Below are 18,015 nucleotides of genomic sequence, written 5' to 3'. Positions count from 1 at the left end.
AGGTCAGAGGAGTCCGATAAAAGCATCTACTTACAAATGTTATCGGCTCAAGTAATGATTCTTTTAAATCGCTCGTTTGAACTGGGTATTGTACAGCTCGTAATAAACGCCTTGCAGCGCAAGAAGCTCTTTATGACTGCCTTGCTCGGCAATTCCGCCACCCTGAATAACGAGTATACGATCAGCATCCTGGATGGTACTAAGCCTATGGGCGATCACAAAGCTTGTTCGTCCCTTCATTAGCTTTTCCATCGCCTGTTGAATATGCATTTCCGTACGCGTATCCACACTGCTGGTTGCCTCATCTAGGATCAAAATAGCTGGATCAGCTAGAATGGCGCGGGCAATCGTTAAAAGCTGACGCTGGCCGTGGCTCAAATTACTGCCTTCCGCATGGAGAATAGTCTCATATCCATGCGGCAGTCTATTGATAAAGGCATCTGCATTGGCCAATCTTGCCGCTTCCTCTACCTCTTGGTCTGTCGCATCAAGACGTCCAAAGCGAATATTTTCCCGAATCGTTCCCGAGAATACATGCGCGTCTTGCAATACCATTCCCAATTGACTACGAAGTGCATTTTTATCCAGCTCTCCAATATCGCGGCCATCAATGAATATGGAGCCGCCGCTCAAATCATAGAATCTGATCAGCAAGTTGACAATGGTCGTTTTTCCAGCACCCGTTGGGCCGACAAGCGCAATTTTCTCTCCGGGTTTTGCTTCAAACGTAACCCCACTCAGAATTGGTGAATCTGGCTTGTAAGCAAATGAAACGTCTTTGAAAACAACATTCCCTTTTAACCGTGGCAGATCGTCACTTTGTTCATCACCGTCACCATATTCGGATGGCATATCCATAACTTCAAACACACGCTCCGCACCAGCAATTGCTGACTGAATTAGATTGTACTGGTTAGCAAGATCGGAGATCGGTCGTCCGAACTGTTTGGAATACGTAAGGAAGCTAACGATTACGCCAACCGTAGCCATGTTATGAAAAGCCATCCAGCCACCCACCCCGGCAATGATCGCAAATCCAAGGTTATTAATCATGTTCATGACCGGTCCCACTAATCCGGAAACAATTTGTGCCTTAATGCCGACTTTATTCAACTCTCCGCTGATTTTGCGGAACCGTTTCACTTCTGTCTCTTCCCTGCTGTATTGTTTGACTACTTTTTGTCCGCTGATGGTTTCTTCGATAAATCCACCCAACTCACCTAGATGGCGTTGCTGATTTTTAAAATAAGTTCGACTTAAACCTATGATTTTACGGCTGGACAATAACACAAGAGGGATCGTTATCAGTGAAACTACGGTCAACGGAACGTTCATCATTAACATGATCACTAGTGAACCGCTTAGGGTGATCAAACTGTTTAATAACTGGGTCACACTCTGATTAAGTGTACTGGATACGCTCTCTATGTCGTTGGTTGCCCGGCTCATTAGTTCTCCGTTAGCTTGCGTGTCAAAAAACTTAATCGGTAGCTGTTGATATTTGCTGAACAGATCACGACGCAGCTCAAACACGGTATTCTGTGAGACGGATGTCATAACATAGGCTTGCACCCAAGCAACCACACTGCTTAGCCCATAAATACCGATTAGGAGTAGACAAAAACGAATAAGACCCTGATAATCGTGAGGAATTACCGCAGTATCAATCGCTTTACCGATTAGATAAGGCCCAATCAACGAAAGAATTGCATTTAACACAGTAAATACATACACAATGATTAACCCGAACCGCTGGCGGTTCAAATACATCCAAATGCGTTTGAGTGTGCCCGCTTGATTCTTAGCACGTACGATTGGCACAGCTCCGCCCCGTCCGGGGCCAGATCCCGGTCCAGATCCAGATCCAGGTCCGAATCCGCCTGATCGATTAAAAGGAGTGGTGTTCATGCCATTATTAAGCTTTGACATAAGGCACCTCCTCTCCCTTCATCTGTGATCTCCAAATATCTCTGTATATTTCACTGCTGTTCATAAGACCATCATGTGTACCTTGTACAGCAATTCGGCCGTTTTCTAATACCAGAATACGATCAGCGTCAATTACAGAGGTGACACGTTGAGCTATCAAAATATTCGTGCTGCTGCGCAGCCGTGTTTTTAACATCTGCCGGATTCGTGACTCTGTCGCTGCATCGAGCGCACTAGTGCTGTCATCCATAATGAGGATTGTTGGCTGAATTAAAAGTGCCCGTGCAATCGAAAGCCGCTGCTTTTGCCCACCGGACAGGTTAATGCCACGCTGGCCGAGCTCTGTATCGTAACCCTGTGGAAGTTCTAAAATGAAATTGTGAGCTTCAGCGGCTATTGCTGCTTCTTCCACTTCCTCATCTGTGGCATCCGGTCTGCCATATCGGATATTATCGCGGATAGTACCGCTGAACAGAATAGCCTGCTGCATAACATATCCGATTCTGCTGCGCAAATCTTCCAGAGCAATCATACGAGTGTCGGAGCCATCAATTGTGATAGATCCAGAGGACACTTCGTAAAACCGGGGAATGAGGCTGACCAATGATGATTTACCAGTACCGGTGGCACCAAGAATGGCCACTGTTTCTCCTGGCTCCGCAGTAAAATTAATACCGTCTAACACTAGATTTTCATCCGTAGGATCATAAGCAAAAGATACATTGTCAAATACGATCCGACCGTTGTGTATGGCATCTTTTTTAGCGTTGGCAACTTCTGTAATCTCACTAATGGTGGAAAATACTTCATTCTCCCGATCGGCAGAAACCTTGGCTCGTGAGAAGAAGGTCAACATATTGCTTAACATCAGCATTGACATCAACAATTGGGTTATATAGTTAATAAAAGCGATCAGCTGACCAACTGGCAGCCCACCGTTCCAGCTTTGCACTCCCCCAAACCATAGTACAGCAACAATACTGGCATTTAGTACAAGCATCATTAGCGGCATATTTAATGACATTAACCGTACCGCTTTTATCGCAATTTCTGTATAATCCTTGTTAGCTGTATTAAAGCGTTTCTGTTCATGGTTAGCGCGGACGAATGCTTTGACTACACGAATGCCTGATAAATTTTCCTGCAACACTGTGTTCACACCGTCTAATTTGACCTGCATTTTCTGAAACAAAGGAAAAGAAAGTCGGATTAACCCATACAAAATTAAACTCAAGAGTGGCACGGCAACGGCTAGGATGAGGGTCAGCATAGGACTAATCCGAATCGCCATCACCAAGCTTCCGACTAATAGCAAGGGAGATCGAATACTCCGCAAAATCATTTGCACAAAGGTTTGCAGCTGTACCACATCATTTGTTAATCGTGTAATCAGTGAGCCCGTCTTCAATTGATCCAGGTTCTTGTTAGAAAATTTCTGAATATGTTCAAACAAGCTAATCCGCAAATCATTACCGAAGTTTTGAGAAGCAATACTCGAAAAAATAGTGCAGCCCACCCCACCAATTAGACCGATAAACGCTACACCAAGCATGATCAGTCCGGTCGAGAAAATATGAGACAAATCTTTTGTCATGACACCCTTATCCACAATGCTCGCCATGAGTGTGGGCTGCAGTAAATCCATAGTCACTTCGACCAGCATCAGCAATGGTGCCAACACACACCACACCCAATATGGCCTCAAATAATGCTTAAGCTTCCACATTCCGCCACCTTCAATTGTTTAAGATAAATAAGTGATTTTAGAACTAATCGGTGTTCTAGGTTTCGCATTCGGCACTTCCTCCGGATACCCCATTCCAAATATCCCAATAACATCGTAATTTTCTTGAACACTAAGAATCTCACGATTATGAGGCAAAGCCCCCAGCGAAGCCCAATACGTACCTACACCTGCTTCATGTGCAGCTAATAAGAAATTTTGTACGAAACAAGCAGCAGCCATAACATTCTCATCGCGTTCAAACGCAGTTGCGGCAGGCTTAGACAGAACTGCAAAAACAACAGGTGCGTTGCCAAAATCCGTTTTATGCTTTAATTTCGCTCTAGTATTGGGTCCGATGAAAAGAAGCTCCCAAGGTTCGGTCATACGATGATTAGGAGCGTAACTTGCAGCCTCCAGCCATGAATGTAACTCCTCTTCACGAATTGGAGTCTGTTTGAATTGTTTTGTACTTCTACGGGTTTTAATGAGCTCAGTTATTTTCATCTTTTTCTTTACTCTCCTCTTTATTAACATTTGATGTTGTATCTTCTGGAGCGATCTCATGAATCTGAAAGATTTGTTTAAACTCTTCAATGATCGCTTCCGTTGCTTTTAATTCACCGCTAACCACTTGTTTAATCGATTCAAGCTCAGGCTGATTTAACTGCCGCTGTAATGTAGCCCGGTTAACCATAAGCTTATCTAAAAAAGCGATGGCTCTGCCACGGCGAAAAGTTTGAGCACTTTTAGGATGTGGATCCATTGATTCCGTCATCCCATGTTTCATAAAGCCACGATCTCTGTGTTCGCCACGTCCCTCACGATCTCTATGCTCTCCATGCTCCCTATGACCGCCACGTTTGCCGACATGTCCTTCACGCATTTTATTTCCTCCTTTTGCGGTGTATACATTTGTATACGCGCTCTTCATGTATACAAATGTATACGATATAAACCATTTCTGTCAAGATCATTTTTCCATTTTGTAACATCATTATTGCTTACTTTATATCTTAAAAAACAATAAAAACCCGCATAAAGTGCGGGCTTAAAGAGAAAAATTATCAAATTCAACGGAGTGATTTATAGGGAAAAGCTATTTTTCTTATACTCCTGAACGGATACTCCCATTACTTTTTTAAAACAGTTACTGAAGTAAAATGGATCTTTAATGCCGACCTTTTCAGCAATTTGATAAGCTTTCCAATCCGTTTCATTCAGAAGCTTCACCGCTTTTTCCATTCTGCACTTGAGAAGATAATCCGTAAAGCTAATCCCTGTGTCCTGCTTAAAAATCCGGCTAAAGTAACTGGAATTCATGTGGAATTTATTCGATACATAGGATAAAGACATCTCCGGAATGTGCATCTCCTGTTGAATAAATTCTTTAACTTCATGGATAATATTATTAGTTTTTTTGCTTCGTGCCCGGGTTACTTGAGAGGTTACCTTCTCTGTGAGTTCAAGTAATGTCTGTTGCATGTCTGGCAGGCTATCGAGCTCAAAAATCCTTTTATATGGCGAAATATCGAAAGAAAGATTATTATCTAGTATAACTCCCATTTCAGCGAGTGAATTGATTAATGTGGAGACAAATTGGGCCGAAACCAGCCTAGCTCGTTCCACAGAAAAAGCCTTGGACTTCTCCAAATCCTGAAACATTTTCTCAATGGATTGCACAGCCTTGTCTAAGACACCAGCTTTTACAAAAAACAAAATTTCCTCAATTTCATTCGTCTTAACTTCCCAGGATCGGCCCCCGAAATGAATTTCATCATTAAAAAAATAGATGGCGTTACTGCCCTTTAACTTACCATATCTAACTGCCTCCAGCGCCTCTTTATAGGATTCTTTGATCCTATTGAAATCCGTACAGGTACTACCTACGCCAATGCAAGCTTTACATCCAAGCTTTTCATGGAGCGATTGGGCCAGCCACTCTCCAATCTTCGTAAGATTCTGATTATCTTTTCTATTAAGAAGGACAATCCGTTGACTGTTATCAAAAAAAACTTCGATTCCCTCATACTCTTCAAGCGCGTAATCAATAAACCTCTTACAACGCAAAGACTGCAGGATACGTTGTTCCTCCCCTTCTTCTATGGGAATTTGAAGTTCAATAAGCATGATTGAAAACAAGCTGTTCACTGATTCAGGAAAAAAGTAATGGAATCGGCTATCCAGCTGATCGGGGTCCCAGAGGCCTGATAACAAATCATTTAGAAATTTTTCTTTTAGTTGAACGGCGTGTTCTTTTAACTGTCGATTCAGCTCCTGATATTCGTTCCACCGCTCTGTCTCTTCCCGGATTTTCCCATGAAGATCTACCGCAACTCTTCGTACCTCCTCGGCTTGGAGCGGCTTCAAGATAAAATTTTGTACTCCAATGTCCAGGCTTCTTTTTGCATATTCGAATTCGGGATGTGCAGTGATGATCACAATTTTGACTAGCGGATACCTTTCTTTTATCAACCGGCTTAATTCCAGTCCATCCATAAAAGGCATACTGATATCTGTAAATACTACATCCGGTTTCATGGTTTCGATCAGATCTAACGCTTCGCTTCCATTCGAGGCCTCACCTACGAATCTGTAACCAACTGCTTGCCAATCTATAATGATGGGAACAATTTTTCTCGCATTAATTTCATCATCCACAATAATGGCTCTGAGCAGTTCAAGCTCCATGACTATTCCCCTCCTCAAGCGGTAGTTCCAATTCAATCCGAGTTCCTTCTCCCGGTGCACTGACCAAACTACAATTCATGTCCGCCCCATAGTACAGCTTCAAACGCATCAAAGTACCGCGCAACCCAAAACTGGACTCATTTTGCCCATAGGGCTCAGCTTGCATTTCCCGACGTTTGTCTTCATTCATCCCCACACCATCATCTTCCACGACTAGCTTCAGTCGATTCCCCTGAATTCGGGCAAGGATGCGAATCTTACCACACTCCCCTAAAGGGCGAATACCATGATAAAGCGCATTTTCTACAAGCGGCTGAAGCGTCAATTTGGGTATCCGAACATACTCAGCTTCTTCCGACACCTCAATTTCACTGATGAAAATTTCTGGATAGCGAATATTTTGTATACTCAGATAACTTTTAGTGATCTCTACTTCTTCTCTTAACGTTACTACATCACTGCCCTTACTAAGACTCTGACGATAGAAGGCTGCAAGCTCAGAAATAATCTGGTACGCCTCATTATTATTTCCTGACAAAGTTAAATAGCCAGCTGATTCTAACGTGTTATATAAAAAATGTGGTTTAATTTGCTGCTGCAAAATATCCAATTCGAGTTTCCGAATCAATTTCTGTTCTTCTTTCTCCCGCTTAAGCGCTTGCTCAATGGTCATAATCATATTGTTATACCTATCTTTCAACTGGTTCAGCTCATCCGTTCTCGCCTCGTACCGAACCAAACTGAACTCTCCAATCTCCACTTTTTTCATGGATCGCAGCATATGTAAAATAGGTGTAGTAATGAATCTAGAAATCCAGACGGAACCTAAAAATATAGAAATGAAATTAAACAACATAATCATTAACAGCATCAGATTAAATTGACGATAGGGGCTTTCCCATTCCCCCAAAGGCTGAGCGCTAGTAAACCTCCAACCACGATCCATTGAAACCAGAGAAGAGATCAGATAATTATGATCTTTGATCTTTACGATTTTGCTACTGCCGAGCGGCACATCAAGCATAGAAGAGTTTGTATAGTTCGATAATTCAGGCCGTGTAAAATCAAGGAGTGTCTCATATCCAGTTTCGATCATTAAATCAGGTTTATTATCGTTGATCGAACGTTCATAGCTTTTTTTCAGCTCCTGAACCGTAATGTTCACGACTAATACTCCTATTTTCTTGGAAGTGTTCATGTCGTTTACGATACGAATCAGAGAAATATATTGTGGATCCTGCTGGGGTTCCTTCGTCTCAAAATTGAAGATACCTCCGGCATTTTTCCTCCAAATTGCTTTTCCGTCCAAGGCGACTGCCTCGGAGTACCATTCCGCTGACTCGATCCCATCTGTTCTGATCGGTTTTGCAGACTGCAAATCAATCGCAAACTTACGTCCTGCATTATCGAATAGATAGACAGAAGAGATAGAGGGCTCTGCGAGCATAAAATCTGACAGAGCAACCTCTAGCTTGTAAGTTAAAATTCCGATGTCGTTACCCGCCAGATCACTGCCCAAAATTTCCTGAACCGTATTGTTCGACACGATCATCTTGGAATAATTATTCGTGCTGTCAAGAAGTGATTCGATTCCGGAATTCATGGCGTTCAAGGTTTGAAGCGATACCTCACCTACCTTTTCCTCGGTGAATTTCTCATTGATTCGTTGGTACATAATACCGCTTGCAATCATGGAAACCACTAATAAGACCAAGTAGTAAAAAACGATTTGTGATCGGATACGTGCAAACCTCATCGGTAACCTCCTGGCCGACATTAAGCGAATACGGACTTTTATTTATAGTTTCTTCAATACGACACTAGTATAGCATTTTTCGAAAGATTCCTATCCCATTGCTTTAACCCTTAACTGCCCCGGCAATAATGCTTTTTTGGACTTGATTACTTAGGAACAAGTAGATAATGATCATGGGTAGTGTAGCCACAACCATTCCTGCGAACATAGGTCCGAATTCTGTGGCATAGGCACTTTTAAACGAATTGATGGCGACGGTAATTGTTGCTAAGTCAGGATCATTAATGAATGTATTGGCAAACATCAGTTCGTTCCAAGCAGATAAAAAAGTAAAGATGGAAGTGGTTACGATAGCCGGCTTTACAAGCGGAAGCATAATACGGAAAAAAACCTGATAAATATTGCAGCCGTCTACAACGCTGGCTTCTTCCAACTCCCCTGGCAGCGCTCTAAAGAAACCAATCATGATAAAGATTGTAGTAGGAAGTGCACTAACGGTATAAGGAATGATTAAGGCCCACGGCGTATTCAGCAAGCTTGTCATTTTTAACATCTGAAAGACAGGTAGCAGCGTAGCATGAACGGGGATCATCAATCCCAGCATGAAGAAAGTAAGCACCACATTATTAAGCTTCCACTTCATTCTTGCGACAGCAAAAGAAACCATTGCCGATAACAGAGCAGAAATAATGACAGTTACCGTTGTATACATAAGGCTGTTCAAAAAGTTACGTGCGATATTCCCCTTAAAAAGTGCGTAGTCGTAGTTCGCCCACCGCCACTCATTAGGCAAGCCCATCACATTTGAGCCTGTAATTTCTATGTTTGTTTTAAAGGAGGAAAATACAAGCCACACGAGCGGATACAGTTGAATAACTGCGAAGATTAGAAACGCAATCTGCAAAACAACCTTTGGCCAGCGGCGGTTATGTGTTGTTGTCATTAGCTCTCCTCCTTATCATCGTAGGTTCTGATCAGTTTTTGTAGAACTAAGTAGAAAAAGAGACATTCCACAACCATAAACACGGCCATCGCGCTGCCGTACCCATACATATTGCGATTAAAAATCGACGAATACATCAATGTACTTGGAACACTAGTTTCCGGTGTAGGGTAGCCATTGGTCATAATGAAGACTAAATCGAAAAACTTCAATGATCCCAAAACAGCAAATATGACGCATACCTTCAGGATCGGTGAAATAAGTGGAATAGTGATAGAGAAGGCGGTTCTTATACTTGATGCTCCGTCAATTTTTGCAGCCTCGTACAAATCTTCAGGAATCCCTTTGATGGCAGCGTACATTAGAAGCATATGGTAGCCGATATATTGCCAAACGATTGGAATCATAACACTTATTAGTGCAGTTCCGCTTTCCGTTAACCAATCATGTGTCCAGGAGGACAAGCCTAATTGATTGAGTATCGTATTCAGCAAGCCATATTCAGGCTGATAGATTTTCAGAAACATAACCCCGATGACAGAGGAGGATACCAAGACTGGAATGAAATACAAAGTACGATACAGCTTTTCACCCCACACCCCTCTGGCAAGAACCAGAGCGAGCACCAGAGCTATCGGAAGTTGCATGAAAACAGAAAGAACTGCCAGATACAACGTATTAAGTATCGAATGATTAAAATCCATGCCGTACGTATCTGCAAAAAATAAATCCTTATAAGAAGCTAAACCAATAAATTTAGCCGGTTGTATCCCATCCCAGTCCAGCAGACTGTAATACATAGACTGAAGGATCGGGAAAAAACCGACAAGAATGTATAAAATCAAAGCAGGAACAACAAATACGGCGATAGCCTTTTTGTTTCCGAATACTTGATGCATGCTTCACTCCACCTTAAATCGATCAGGCGGCGAACAATTCTCGCCGCCTGACGCAGATTATTGTCCTTGATTGACCTTGCTCTGTAGTTCTTTCGTGTAGTCTTCAGGTGTTGTTTTTCCGGCGACGAATTTCATCAGCGAACCGAACATAGATTCAGTGTCATTACCATTCAGCAGTTGATCCCACCAGTAGGAGAAACCAGTTGCTGATGAGGACAATTCACCAATTTGCAGAGCCAGTGGATTCATTTGAGAAGTGTCACCTACATCAACTTTCCATGCTGAGGAGCCTGAACCAGCCAGAAATACTTCTTTAGACATGGTCTCAATAAAGAACTTGTATACTTCCCATATTCTTTCCTTGTTTTTCAGATCGGCATTGAGCACGAATGTTTCACCCGAACCTCCGAACCACTCGTCAGCATTTCCTTTCCCCCCTGGAATGGTTGGAAATTTAATCGGTACCACTTTACCTTTGACCAGAGAGTTATCATCTTCAATCTGTCCGTTGACCCAAGCGCCCATGAACATCATAGCTGCTTTGCCTGATAGGAACATATTTGTCGCGTCATCATAAGAAGTTCCAACAAAATGTTTGCCGAAGGAGTCCGCATCAATCAATTGTTTGTATTTCGCAGCAGCTTCTGTGAATTCAGCTGTGTCGAATGATCCTGTTTTCGTTAAAGCGGCATTTACAGCATCCACGCCTGCCATCCGGATGGCTAGAATCGCGTTCCATTGCATTGCTGGCCATCTGTCTTTAGCCCCAAGTGCAATCGGCTGAATGCCTTTTGCTTTTAGTGCTTCAATCGCAGCAACAAGCTCATCCCATGTTTCCGGAATTTTCGCTCCTGCTTGCTCAAATAGTTCTTTATTGACGTACATTTGAGCAGTAGCTATATTGATCGGCAGACCGTAAAGCTTGCTATCGAAGATGAAATTGTCTGTCGTACCTGGTACAATTTGGTCCAGCGTTCCATCTTTTGCGAGATCATCAATGGACAAAATCCGGTTCCCCGCTATAAATGGCTCAGAGAATCCGCCACCCCAGGTGTAAAAAATGTCGGGCAGCTCATTGGCGGCTGAAGCCGCTTTCACTTTTGTTTTATAAGATTCGCCCCCAACACCCACATGCTCGATTTCAACATTAGGAAATTTAGCCTGGGTTGCTTCAAGTGCTTTATAAAAACCAACAAACCCGCCGTCTTTAGAATTTGGATCCGCGAATTGGGACCACATAGTAATCTTGAGCTTCTCTTCCGCCGCAGGGGTTTTTTCCGTTTTGCCTGCGTTTGCATTAGCCTCAGAATTCACGTTATTCCCGTTGTTCCCACCACAAGCAGTGATAAGCATGGACATAGCCATCAACACTGTTAGAGTTAGGTTAATCCTTTTTTTGTTGACTTTTTTCATTCTTTTTCGCCCCCCATTTTTATATTGCTTACAGGACTAATTATATAAATCAATTTATCGAGTGAACATGAAAGCGTTTTACTTAATGATGTATTCTCTTTACATTAGACATTTTTCTTTATTAGCTACACATAAAGAAGACCTCTGATTTCTTCAGAAGTCTTTTTTTCATTCATATCAAAACTTAGGGAATGAACACCTCTATATAGCTGAGTGGCTTAGGTTCTATCTTCTCTCTTCTCTATTATCAGAAGTTATCTCATGAATCTGAAACATATGTATGAACTCATCGATGATCGCTTCCGTAGCTTTTAGTTCACCACTAATGACTTGTTTTACCGATTCAATCTCTGACTCGTTTAGCTGCTGCTGCAACGCCGAACGATTAATCATTAGCTTGTCCAAAAATGCGATAGCCCTAGCACGACGAAAGGTCTGAGCGCTTTTGTGAGGATGCTCCGAACCCTCCTTGACTCCATTTATATTCATTTCTCCATGCTCTCCGTATTCTCGATGCTCGTTATAACCGTGCTTTTCTATGTGTCCTTCGCGCATAATTATTCCCTCCTCTAATTCCACTTACAAATCCATAACCCATTAATAAGACCGGGTAAGATGGAAGCCGTCTGACTCCTTATCCCAAGTAATGTGTATACCATCTTCACCTATATATTCACAACCGGCTTTAGATCTCCCTGAGATGAGTTATTAATTATAGCATTGGATAGATCCATAGTTACAGGATAGGGTGCAAGAAGAAATGGTTTGATTTCTGCTTTCCATCTACACGTTATCCGATCGTCTCTTAATTCTATTTTTTCCCCTGGAATTGCAACCATAGGATAGTCCAAATAGCCCTCAATTTCGGTCGACACTCTAGCTGCCTCCTAACTATAATTTTAATCATGTATTGACGGGTATACAGAATAGAACTATAATCTATACAATTCCTAGAAACATACTATGAATTTCAAAAAATAAGAAACATTAAATCATCCTTAGTTTGTCCACAAGAAGGAGTGTAAACACATGCCAAATGTTCAAACTTTCAAAGCAACTGCTCATTTGCAAGACGGCGTAAAGGTCGTTACTAATGCAAGACAATTCGAGCTGGTCATCGATGAACCGACAAGTCTAGGGGGTACGGATACAGGAATGAATCCTGTTGAAGCTTTGCTCGCTTCTTTGGGTGCCTGCCAATCCATTGTAGCTCGGGTCTACGCCTCTAAATTTGAGGTGGAGCTTGAAGATTTCAGAGTAGATGTGGAAGGTGACTTGGATCTCGACGGATTCTTCAACCGCTCTGAAGTACGTCCTGGCTATTCCGATATTCGGTATACATTCTACATAAAGACTCCATCCCCTGCTGAGAAGGTCGAACAGTTCGTACAATTTCTGGAGAGCAAATGCCCTGTAGGTGACACCATTGCAGCTCCGGTTAATCTCAAGCTAAATCGTATTGTGATTGAAAATTAACCGTTTAATAATGCTAAGAGGGAATGTAAAAAGGGCTGCAAAGTTGCGTAAAAGCGACTAAGCAGCTCTTTTTCATGTCCTGTTCTCCGACTTCATATAATGTTAAAAATGATGCCCTTCGGAGGAACCCAAAACATGACGGATATACTAAGTAAAGTAGATGAAGAAATCGAACGTTTGTCAACGTTCTTGCTACAACAGCAGAAGGATGACGGCTCATGGCATTTTTGTTTTGAGAACGGGATTGTGATCGATGCTTATATGATCATTCTCTTTAGGGTGTTGAACCTACAGAATGAAACGCTCATTCGGCAGCTACATGATCGCATTCTTGATGCACAACAGCGAGAGGGTTGCTGGCAGTTATATAAGGACGAAGAAGCTGGGAACTTATCCACATCAGTCGAAGCTTATTATGCCCTGCTCTATTCTGGATACAGTAAGATAACAGACGAGCCAATACTTCGGGCTAAGCGTTATATACTGTCTAAAGGTGGTTTAGGCAAGGTCACAAGTATCTTAACTAGAGTCATTCTCGCCGCAACGGGTCAAAGCAAGTGGCCTTTAGCAATTTCTTCGATTCCACTGGAGGTGCTTTTGTTTCCGTCTTACTTCCCAATTAACTATTTCGAATTCTCTGGCTACTCTAGGGTACACCTCACTCCTATGCTCATTATGGCCGATCGGCGATTTTCGATCACTACAACCCATGCTCCTGATCTGTCAGATCTTATGGAGACACGATTGGATAGAGATGAATCGCCTACCCGTGGATATCAGGAGATGCAGGATGTTATTCAAATGGGTTTGAGCAGATTACTCGGGAGTCCACACTACATACATGAAGCTGCCAAAAACAAAGCGGAGCAATATATGCTCCAGCGAATCGAATCCGACGGTACCTTTTACAGCTATGCCAGCAGTACAATTCTTATGGTTTTTGCCCTGCTTGCTCTCGATTATGATCGGCAGCATCCGATAATTACACAGGCCATTCGAGGTCTCACCGCGCTGCAATGCCAATCAAATCATAATACTACAATTCAAAACTCTCCATCTACAATATGGGATACAGCGTTAATCTCCTATGCTTTACAAGAGGCACAAATTCCAGTTGATCACAAAAAAATAAAACACGCTGCTTCTTATCTTCTGGATAAACAGCATCATAAAACTGCTGACTGGAGCATCCATAATCCGGATATAGTTCCCGGTGGATGGGGATTCTCTGAGTCTAATACAATCAATCCGGACGTAGATGATACAACGGCAGCCTTGCGAGCCATCCGAAGCTTATCAACCATTCACCCTTCATATCTGGAATCATGGAATCGCGGACTGAATTGGGTCCTATCGATGCAAAATAACGACGGCGGCTGGCCGGCATTCGAAAAAAACACCAATAAAGAAATGCTCACATGGCTCGCTATCGATGGTGCTAAATCTGCAGCCATTGATCCTTCGGAAGCAGATCTTACCGGACGAACTTTGGAGTTTCTCGGAAACTTCGCTGGTTTAAATACACAACACGAGTTCATTAAAAGGGGTACAAAATGGCTGATTCAACATCAGGAGAAGGATGGTTCGTGGTATGGAAGATGGGGTGTTTGTTATATTTATGGCACTTGGGCATCATTAACAGGCCTGCAGGCTGTTGGGCTGCCTATAAATCATGATACATTGCAAAAAGGAGTGAAGTGGCTTCTAAGCATTCAGAACTCGGACGGCGGTTGGGGAGAGTCTTGTCACAGCGACCGGCTACTACAATATGTTCCTTTAGGAGAAAGCACACCTTCACAAACCGCCTGGGCACTTGATGCGATTATCGCCGTTCAGCCAGAGCCAACAGCTGCGGTGGAAAAAGGAATTCAAAGACTAATCACGTCTATTCATGAAGAGGATTGGAAAACTTCTTATCCCACTGGCGCTGGTCTCCCCGGTAATTTCTATTCCAATTATCATAGTTATCGGTATATCTGGCCACTACTCACACTGAGTCATTACAGAAAAAAATACGGTCAAGGTTAGTACTCGGTAATACTCGGTAATAACTAGCGTTGTCCTGCTCCACTTTTTAACTGTCTCGTAAAAGCTTGAATCGCACCATTTGCCGTCCTTTACGACAAACTCTCCTTATCAGTACTTACTTAATAGTATACATCTCCATTACAGTCAGTCCGTAAACGGGTACGAACCAGTAACGCAACCAAATCATTCATTAAATGCCATGGGATTGGTATATCAGCTCCCCTACCCTCTCCAATAACTTGCTCCAGTACGTATTCATCTGTTCAAACTATACTACATGTTTTCTTTCCATAAAGACCGCCTACTATTTCTTTTAGTAAAAAACAGCAGAGCAGCGATCATCCGTTATAGGAGAATTGTTGCTTTGCTGTTATGAACCGGGGGTCGAATGCTTTTATCCGTTGCACCTACCTAAATCACCCAGTCTTGATCAAGTTTAGAGCTTTTCGGACTCAGAAGACGCTATTTGCTTGTTTTTAGGATTTTTAGTTAGGTTACGGACTCCAGTGCAACTATTCCTCAAAAAGAGAGCCATTTTTGGTTTTTTTCATGGTAATAACTGCGATGGGGTCCGATAAAATTCCAAATGTAAGCTAAATCTGCTCTTAAGGTCAGCTGTGTCCGATAGCAAATACGTGTGCGCAAAATGTTACCTAATCAATCCAACTTGCCATATGAATCATCCCAATAGGAATTACTTAAATTACTTATGAGATAGACTCCATTTTTGCTTTGAGGCAATTGAGCGTAGTTAACACATGGTCAATTAGGCAGCAATCTCCGATAATCAAGGATCGTTGCCTGATATTTTGGATCACTGGCGGTTTGCCTGAGCAAATTATGACTGTAACTTCTGATATCCCCACTCCGTATATTTGTAGCGCAAGATTTTAACGCAATCTAATGAGATAACTGTATTTTATACACTTAATCCATATTGCTAGGGAATAACTCCGACTTTAACTGCATTCTATACAATTAAAATCAAGAGAAATCACCTAATAGGCTTTAACTCGTGAGAATAGATGTAAGAAATACAGTTATTTTCAATACACAACTGTTTTGAACGATTATAGCTGCACAAAATACAGTTAAACATCTCGCTGCTCCCCATCCATGACCTTCATCCGCCCCCATACTGGTACAAAGAGGGTTGCATCATTACTCAATTTACTTTTTGGAGCATGCTACCGAAATATCTCCTTTCAAGAAACAGGTGTAATCGTTGGTGGTTTCGGTGCCCTTTCCCACGCATGGGTTACCTGCAATGTTGCTGCATAGGTGATTAACGAAACAAGCAACGCTCCGAACAGTTGAATAATCTGCCCCAGGTCCAATCGCTCCAGAATTCCGTGAGCCGCCAACCCGCTAAGCGCCATGACAATTCCTCCTGCTCCCACCTTGAATACAATACGAAAGTCAAAATAAAATCCGATCGTTCCTGCCACAGATAAAAAATTCAACAGTGTCAGCAGCAAGAGCCCCAGTCCGAATCCCATGGCCACCCCTTCGATTCCAATATTAGAACCTAGAACAAAGATCGCAATCACTTCAAAGACATTCGTAAGAATATGATTCCACATAACCGTTGATGCTTTCCCCAAACCAAGCAAAATTGCTTGCAGTGGCGCTCCGAAATAATAAAGAAAAAATAAGGGTGCAATTAACTTTAACAGCTCGCCCGCTTCTGGCGAATGATAGATCATGGTTGTTAAAGGTACAGCCCATAAGTACAGGATGATTGTACATGGGAAACCTACTATAAGCGCGGATCGCATAGCCATATCCATCCGACTATGCATAAGCTTGCTATTGTTGCTCACACTTGCTTCGCTGATCGCCGGAATTAATGCAGTCGACAACGATTGTGTGAAGAAGCTGGGGAGAAACAACATGGGAAGAGCATAACCCGCCAGAAGTCCGAATTGCTTGGTCGCCATCTCAACACCCACACCAAACAGTACTAGACTTTTCGTAATCAGCAGTGGTAGAAAGGCATGATAGAGAGAATGAATAAAACCGCTGCCTGTCATCGGTAAGCCGATGCGCAGCAAATCTCTCAACGTACTGTCTCCTTTAATTGAAATTCTTGACGTAGGTGGTGGAGAGGTTTTGATCTTACCTCGATTTGCCCATTTGAAAACAGCGAATAAATAGAGCAAACCAAAACCTTCCCCAACAACGGAGGCAGCCATTGCACCAGCAGCCGCATAGGCAATACCGTAGGGCAACAATACGTTGACAACACCAATAATGACAATGATTTGCGCCAGATTCTCAATAATATCGGAAAAGGCAAGTGGGTTCATGTTCTGTTTTCCACGAAAATAACCTTTCAGTACAGCAGACATCGCAATAATTGGAATGATCGGCGTAATAGCAACCATAGCATAATACGCCCGCTGATCGGCCAAAAAAATCGATGCGATCCATTTGGAGCCAAATAGAGCCACTAAAGTTAATATAATACTCAACGTACCCGTAATGCTTAAGGATACTGTGAGAATACGCTTTACTCGCGCTTCATCCTGCTTAACCTCAGCTTCCGATACAAGCTTTGAAATCGCAACAGGAAGCCCCAGCTCTGTTAGCGTAATAAATAAGGGAAGCAGTGGATGAGCAATCATAAGCAGCCCTACTCCCTCTGCTCCCAAAAAACGTGCCAGCAAGACTCCGTTCAAAAAACCAAGCCCTTTTGTGAAAAATGACGACACGGTTAATATGAACGTGCCACGAATAAAACTTTGTTTACGCATCCCCATTTATACGCATCTCCACCTATGGTTTGTCCTGTCCTTCTTTCTAACTTATTCGAACAAACGCAAGTACATGCAGACAAGTATTTGTAAAGTATTTAATCAGCAATAAGCCCGACACATCTAAGCCGGTATACCAGGCATTTTCCTCACTTTCATTAGCTTCTGTAGCAATAACATCTTTCATAGACCAGAGATACTTCTCTGTATTGTTCATTAGTACTGTTTTTGTATAAATTTCATCCTCCGCAATAAAAGATATATTAAGAAATAAATAGATAATTTACCAATGGCATGTTATCATTTTGAATGCGATTTCAATAGCTTTGTTATTACAGTTTTTTTACTCTTCTTCGTGAATGTCTTTTTGCAAAATCTTTGATATGATAAAAAAGAATACA

General features: G+C 42.3%; 14 protein-coding genes and 1 pseudogene. 2 read left to right on the top strand and 13 right to left on the bottom strand.

Annotated features, from left to right (window positions below):
- Positions 1 to 63: 63 nt before the first annotated feature.
- The 11 genes and pseudogenes from NST94_RS14260 to NST94_RS14210 form a co-directional block, all read right to left on the bottom strand.
- Positions 64 to 1,929 carry an ABC transporter ATP-binding protein gene (locus tag NST94_RS14260; RefSeq protein WP_081383279.1) on the bottom strand — a complete coding sequence of 622 codons (1,866 nt, stop codon included), beginning with the start codon at positions 1,927 to 1,929 and terminating at the stop codon, positions 64 to 66.
- Entirely contained in the window at positions 1,916 to 3,655 is a 1,740-nt protein-coding gene (locus NST94_RS14255) for an ABC transporter ATP-binding protein (RefSeq protein WP_076302066.1), read from the bottom strand. The genes NST94_RS14260 and NST94_RS14255 overlap by 14 nt, the downstream gene beginning before the upstream one ends.
- 18 nt (positions 3,656 to 3,673) lie before the next feature.
- Positions 3,674 to 4,159, bottom strand: a complete 486-nt coding sequence (locus NST94_RS14250; RefSeq protein ID WP_076184571.1) for a nitroreductase — start codon at positions 4,157 to 4,159, stop codon at positions 3,674 to 3,676.
- Complete coding sequence (locus NST94_RS14245) at positions 4,146 to 4,538, bottom strand: hypothetical protein (protein WP_076217567.1); 393 nt, start codon at positions 4,536 to 4,538, stop codon at positions 4,146 to 4,148. Before NST94_RS14245 ends, NST94_RS14250 begins: the two co-directional genes overlap by 14 nt.
- Before the next feature lie 200 nt (positions 4,539 to 4,738).
- Positions 4,739 to 6,343, bottom strand: coding sequence for a response regulator (locus NST94_RS14240; protein ID WP_339282092.1), 1,605 nt, complete (start codon positions 6,341 to 6,343; stop codon positions 4,739 to 4,741).
- Complete coding sequence (locus NST94_RS14235) at positions 6,333 to 8,099, bottom strand: sensor histidine kinase (protein WP_076302064.1); 1,767 nt, start codon at positions 8,097 to 8,099, stop codon at positions 6,333 to 6,335. The genes NST94_RS14240 and NST94_RS14235 overlap by 11 nt, the downstream gene beginning before the upstream one ends.
- 103 nt (positions 8,100 to 8,202) lie before the next feature.
- Entirely contained in the window at positions 8,203 to 9,042 is an 840-nt protein-coding gene (locus tag NST94_RS14230; protein ID WP_076302063.1) for a carbohydrate ABC transporter permease, read from the bottom strand.
- Positions 9,042 to 9,941 carry a sugar ABC transporter permease gene (locus NST94_RS14225; protein WP_076125692.1) on the bottom strand — a complete coding sequence of 300 codons (900 nt, stop codon included), beginning with the start codon at positions 9,939 to 9,941 and terminating at the stop codon, positions 9,042 to 9,044. Before NST94_RS14225 ends, NST94_RS14230 begins: the two co-directional genes overlap by 1 nt.
- A gap of 57 nt (positions 9,942 to 9,998) precedes the next feature.
- On the bottom strand, positions 9,999 to 11,354 hold the full coding sequence (locus NST94_RS14220; protein WP_076302062.1) for an extracellular solute-binding protein: 1,356 nt from the start codon (positions 11,352 to 11,354) through the stop codon (positions 9,999 to 10,001).
- Between the two features lie 225 nt (positions 11,355 to 11,579).
- Positions 11,580 to 11,909, bottom strand: coding sequence for a hypothetical protein (locus NST94_RS14215; RefSeq protein WP_256721004.1), 330 nt, complete (start codon positions 11,907 to 11,909; stop codon positions 11,580 to 11,582).
- Positions 11,910 to 12,025: 116 nt separating this feature from the next.
- Positions 12,026 to 12,193: pseudogene (locus NST94_RS14210) on the bottom strand (formylglycine-generating enzyme family protein); the annotation flags it as partial.
- A 190-nt stretch (positions 12,194 to 12,383) separates the two neighbouring features.
- On the opposite strand from NST94_RS14210, the gene NST94_RS14205 reads away from it, so the two are divergent.
- Entirely contained in the window at positions 12,384 to 12,830 is a 447-nt protein-coding gene (locus NST94_RS14205) for an OsmC family protein (protein ID WP_076125698.1), read from the top strand.
- Positions 12,831 to 12,965: 135 nt separating this feature from the next.
- Entirely contained in the window at positions 12,966 to 14,858 is a 1,893-nt protein-coding gene (gene shc / locus NST94_RS14200; protein ID WP_076302060.1) for a squalene--hopene cyclase, read from the top strand.
- Positions 14,859 to 16,063: 1,205 nt separating this feature from the next.
- Here the strand turns inward: shc and spoVB are convergent.
- A complete protein-coding gene (spoVB, locus tag NST94_RS14195) occupies positions 16,064 to 17,620 on the bottom strand; it encodes a stage V sporulation protein B (protein ID WP_076302059.1) in 1,557 nt (518 codons plus the stop codon).
- A gap of 40 nt (positions 17,621 to 17,660) precedes the next feature.
- Positions 17,661 to 17,831: a hypothetical protein gene (locus NST94_RS14190; protein WP_179086775.1), complete on the bottom strand. Its 171-nt coding sequence runs from the start codon at positions 17,829 to 17,831 to the stop codon at positions 17,661 to 17,663.
- Positions 17,832 to 18,015 lie beyond the last annotated feature (184 nt).

The sequence above is a fragment of the Paenibacillus sp. FSL H8-0282 genome, assembly GCF_037963825.1.
In the GTDB taxonomy this organism is placed as follows: Bacteria; Bacillota; Bacilli; order Paenibacillales; family Paenibacillaceae; genus Paenibacillus_AQ; species Paenibacillus_AQ odorifer.
The sequence above is the reverse complement of the archived record's forward strand: the minus strand, read 5'-3'. Positions and strand labels throughout refer to the sequence as shown.

Bases quoted from the DNA above. Each gene is read 5' to 3' on its own strand.
- NST94_RS14205 (WP_076125698.1), top strand. From the start codon at position 12,384: ATGCCAAATGTTCAAACTTTCAAAGCAACTGCTCATTTGCAAGACGGC.
- shc (WP_076302060.1), top strand. From the start codon at position 12,966: ATGACGGATATACTAAGTAAAGTAGATGAAGAAATCGAACGTTTGTCA.
- NST94_RS14250 (WP_076184571.1), bottom strand. From the start codon at position 4,159: ATGAAAATAACTGAGCTCATTAAAACCCGTAGAAGTACAAAACAATTC.
- NST94_RS14220 (WP_076302062.1), bottom strand. From the start codon at position 11,354: ATGAAAAAAGTCAACAAAAAAAGGATTAACCTAACTCTAACAGTGTTG.
- NST94_RS14230 (WP_076302063.1), bottom strand. From the start codon at position 9,042: ATGACAACAACACATAACCGCCGCTGGCCAAAGGTTGTTTTGCAGATT.
- NST94_RS14255 (WP_076302066.1), bottom strand. From the start codon at position 3,655: ATGTGGAAGCTTAAGCATTATTTGAGGCCATATTGGGTGTGGTGTGTG.
- NST94_RS14190 (WP_179086775.1), bottom strand. From the start codon at position 17,831: ATGAACAATACAGAGAAGTATCTCTGGTCTATGAAAGATGTTATTGCT.
- NST94_RS14245 (WP_076217567.1), bottom strand. From the start codon at position 4,538: ATGCGTGAAGGACATGTCGGCAAACGTGGCGGTCATAGGGAGCATGGA.
- spoVB (WP_076302059.1), bottom strand. From the start codon at position 17,620: ATGGGGATGCGTAAACAAAGTTTTATTCGTGGCACGTTCATATTAACC.
- NST94_RS14240 (WP_339282092.1), bottom strand. From the start codon at position 6,343: ATGGAGCTTGAACTGCTCAGAGCCATTATTGTGGATGATGAAATTAAT.
- NST94_RS14260 (WP_081383279.1), bottom strand. From the start codon at position 1,929: ATGTCAAAGCTTAATAATGGCATGAACACCACTCCTTTTAATCGATCA.
- NST94_RS14225 (WP_076125692.1), bottom strand. From the start codon at position 9,941: ATGCATCAAGTATTCGGAAACAAAAAGGCTATCGCCGTATTTGTTGTT.
- NST94_RS14235 (WP_076302064.1), bottom strand. From the start codon at position 8,099: ATGAGGTTTGCACGTATCCGATCACAAATCGTTTTTTACTACTTGGTC.
- NST94_RS14215 (WP_256721004.1), bottom strand. From the start codon at position 11,909: ATGCGCGAAGGACACATAGAAAAGCACGGTTATAACGAGCATCGAGAA.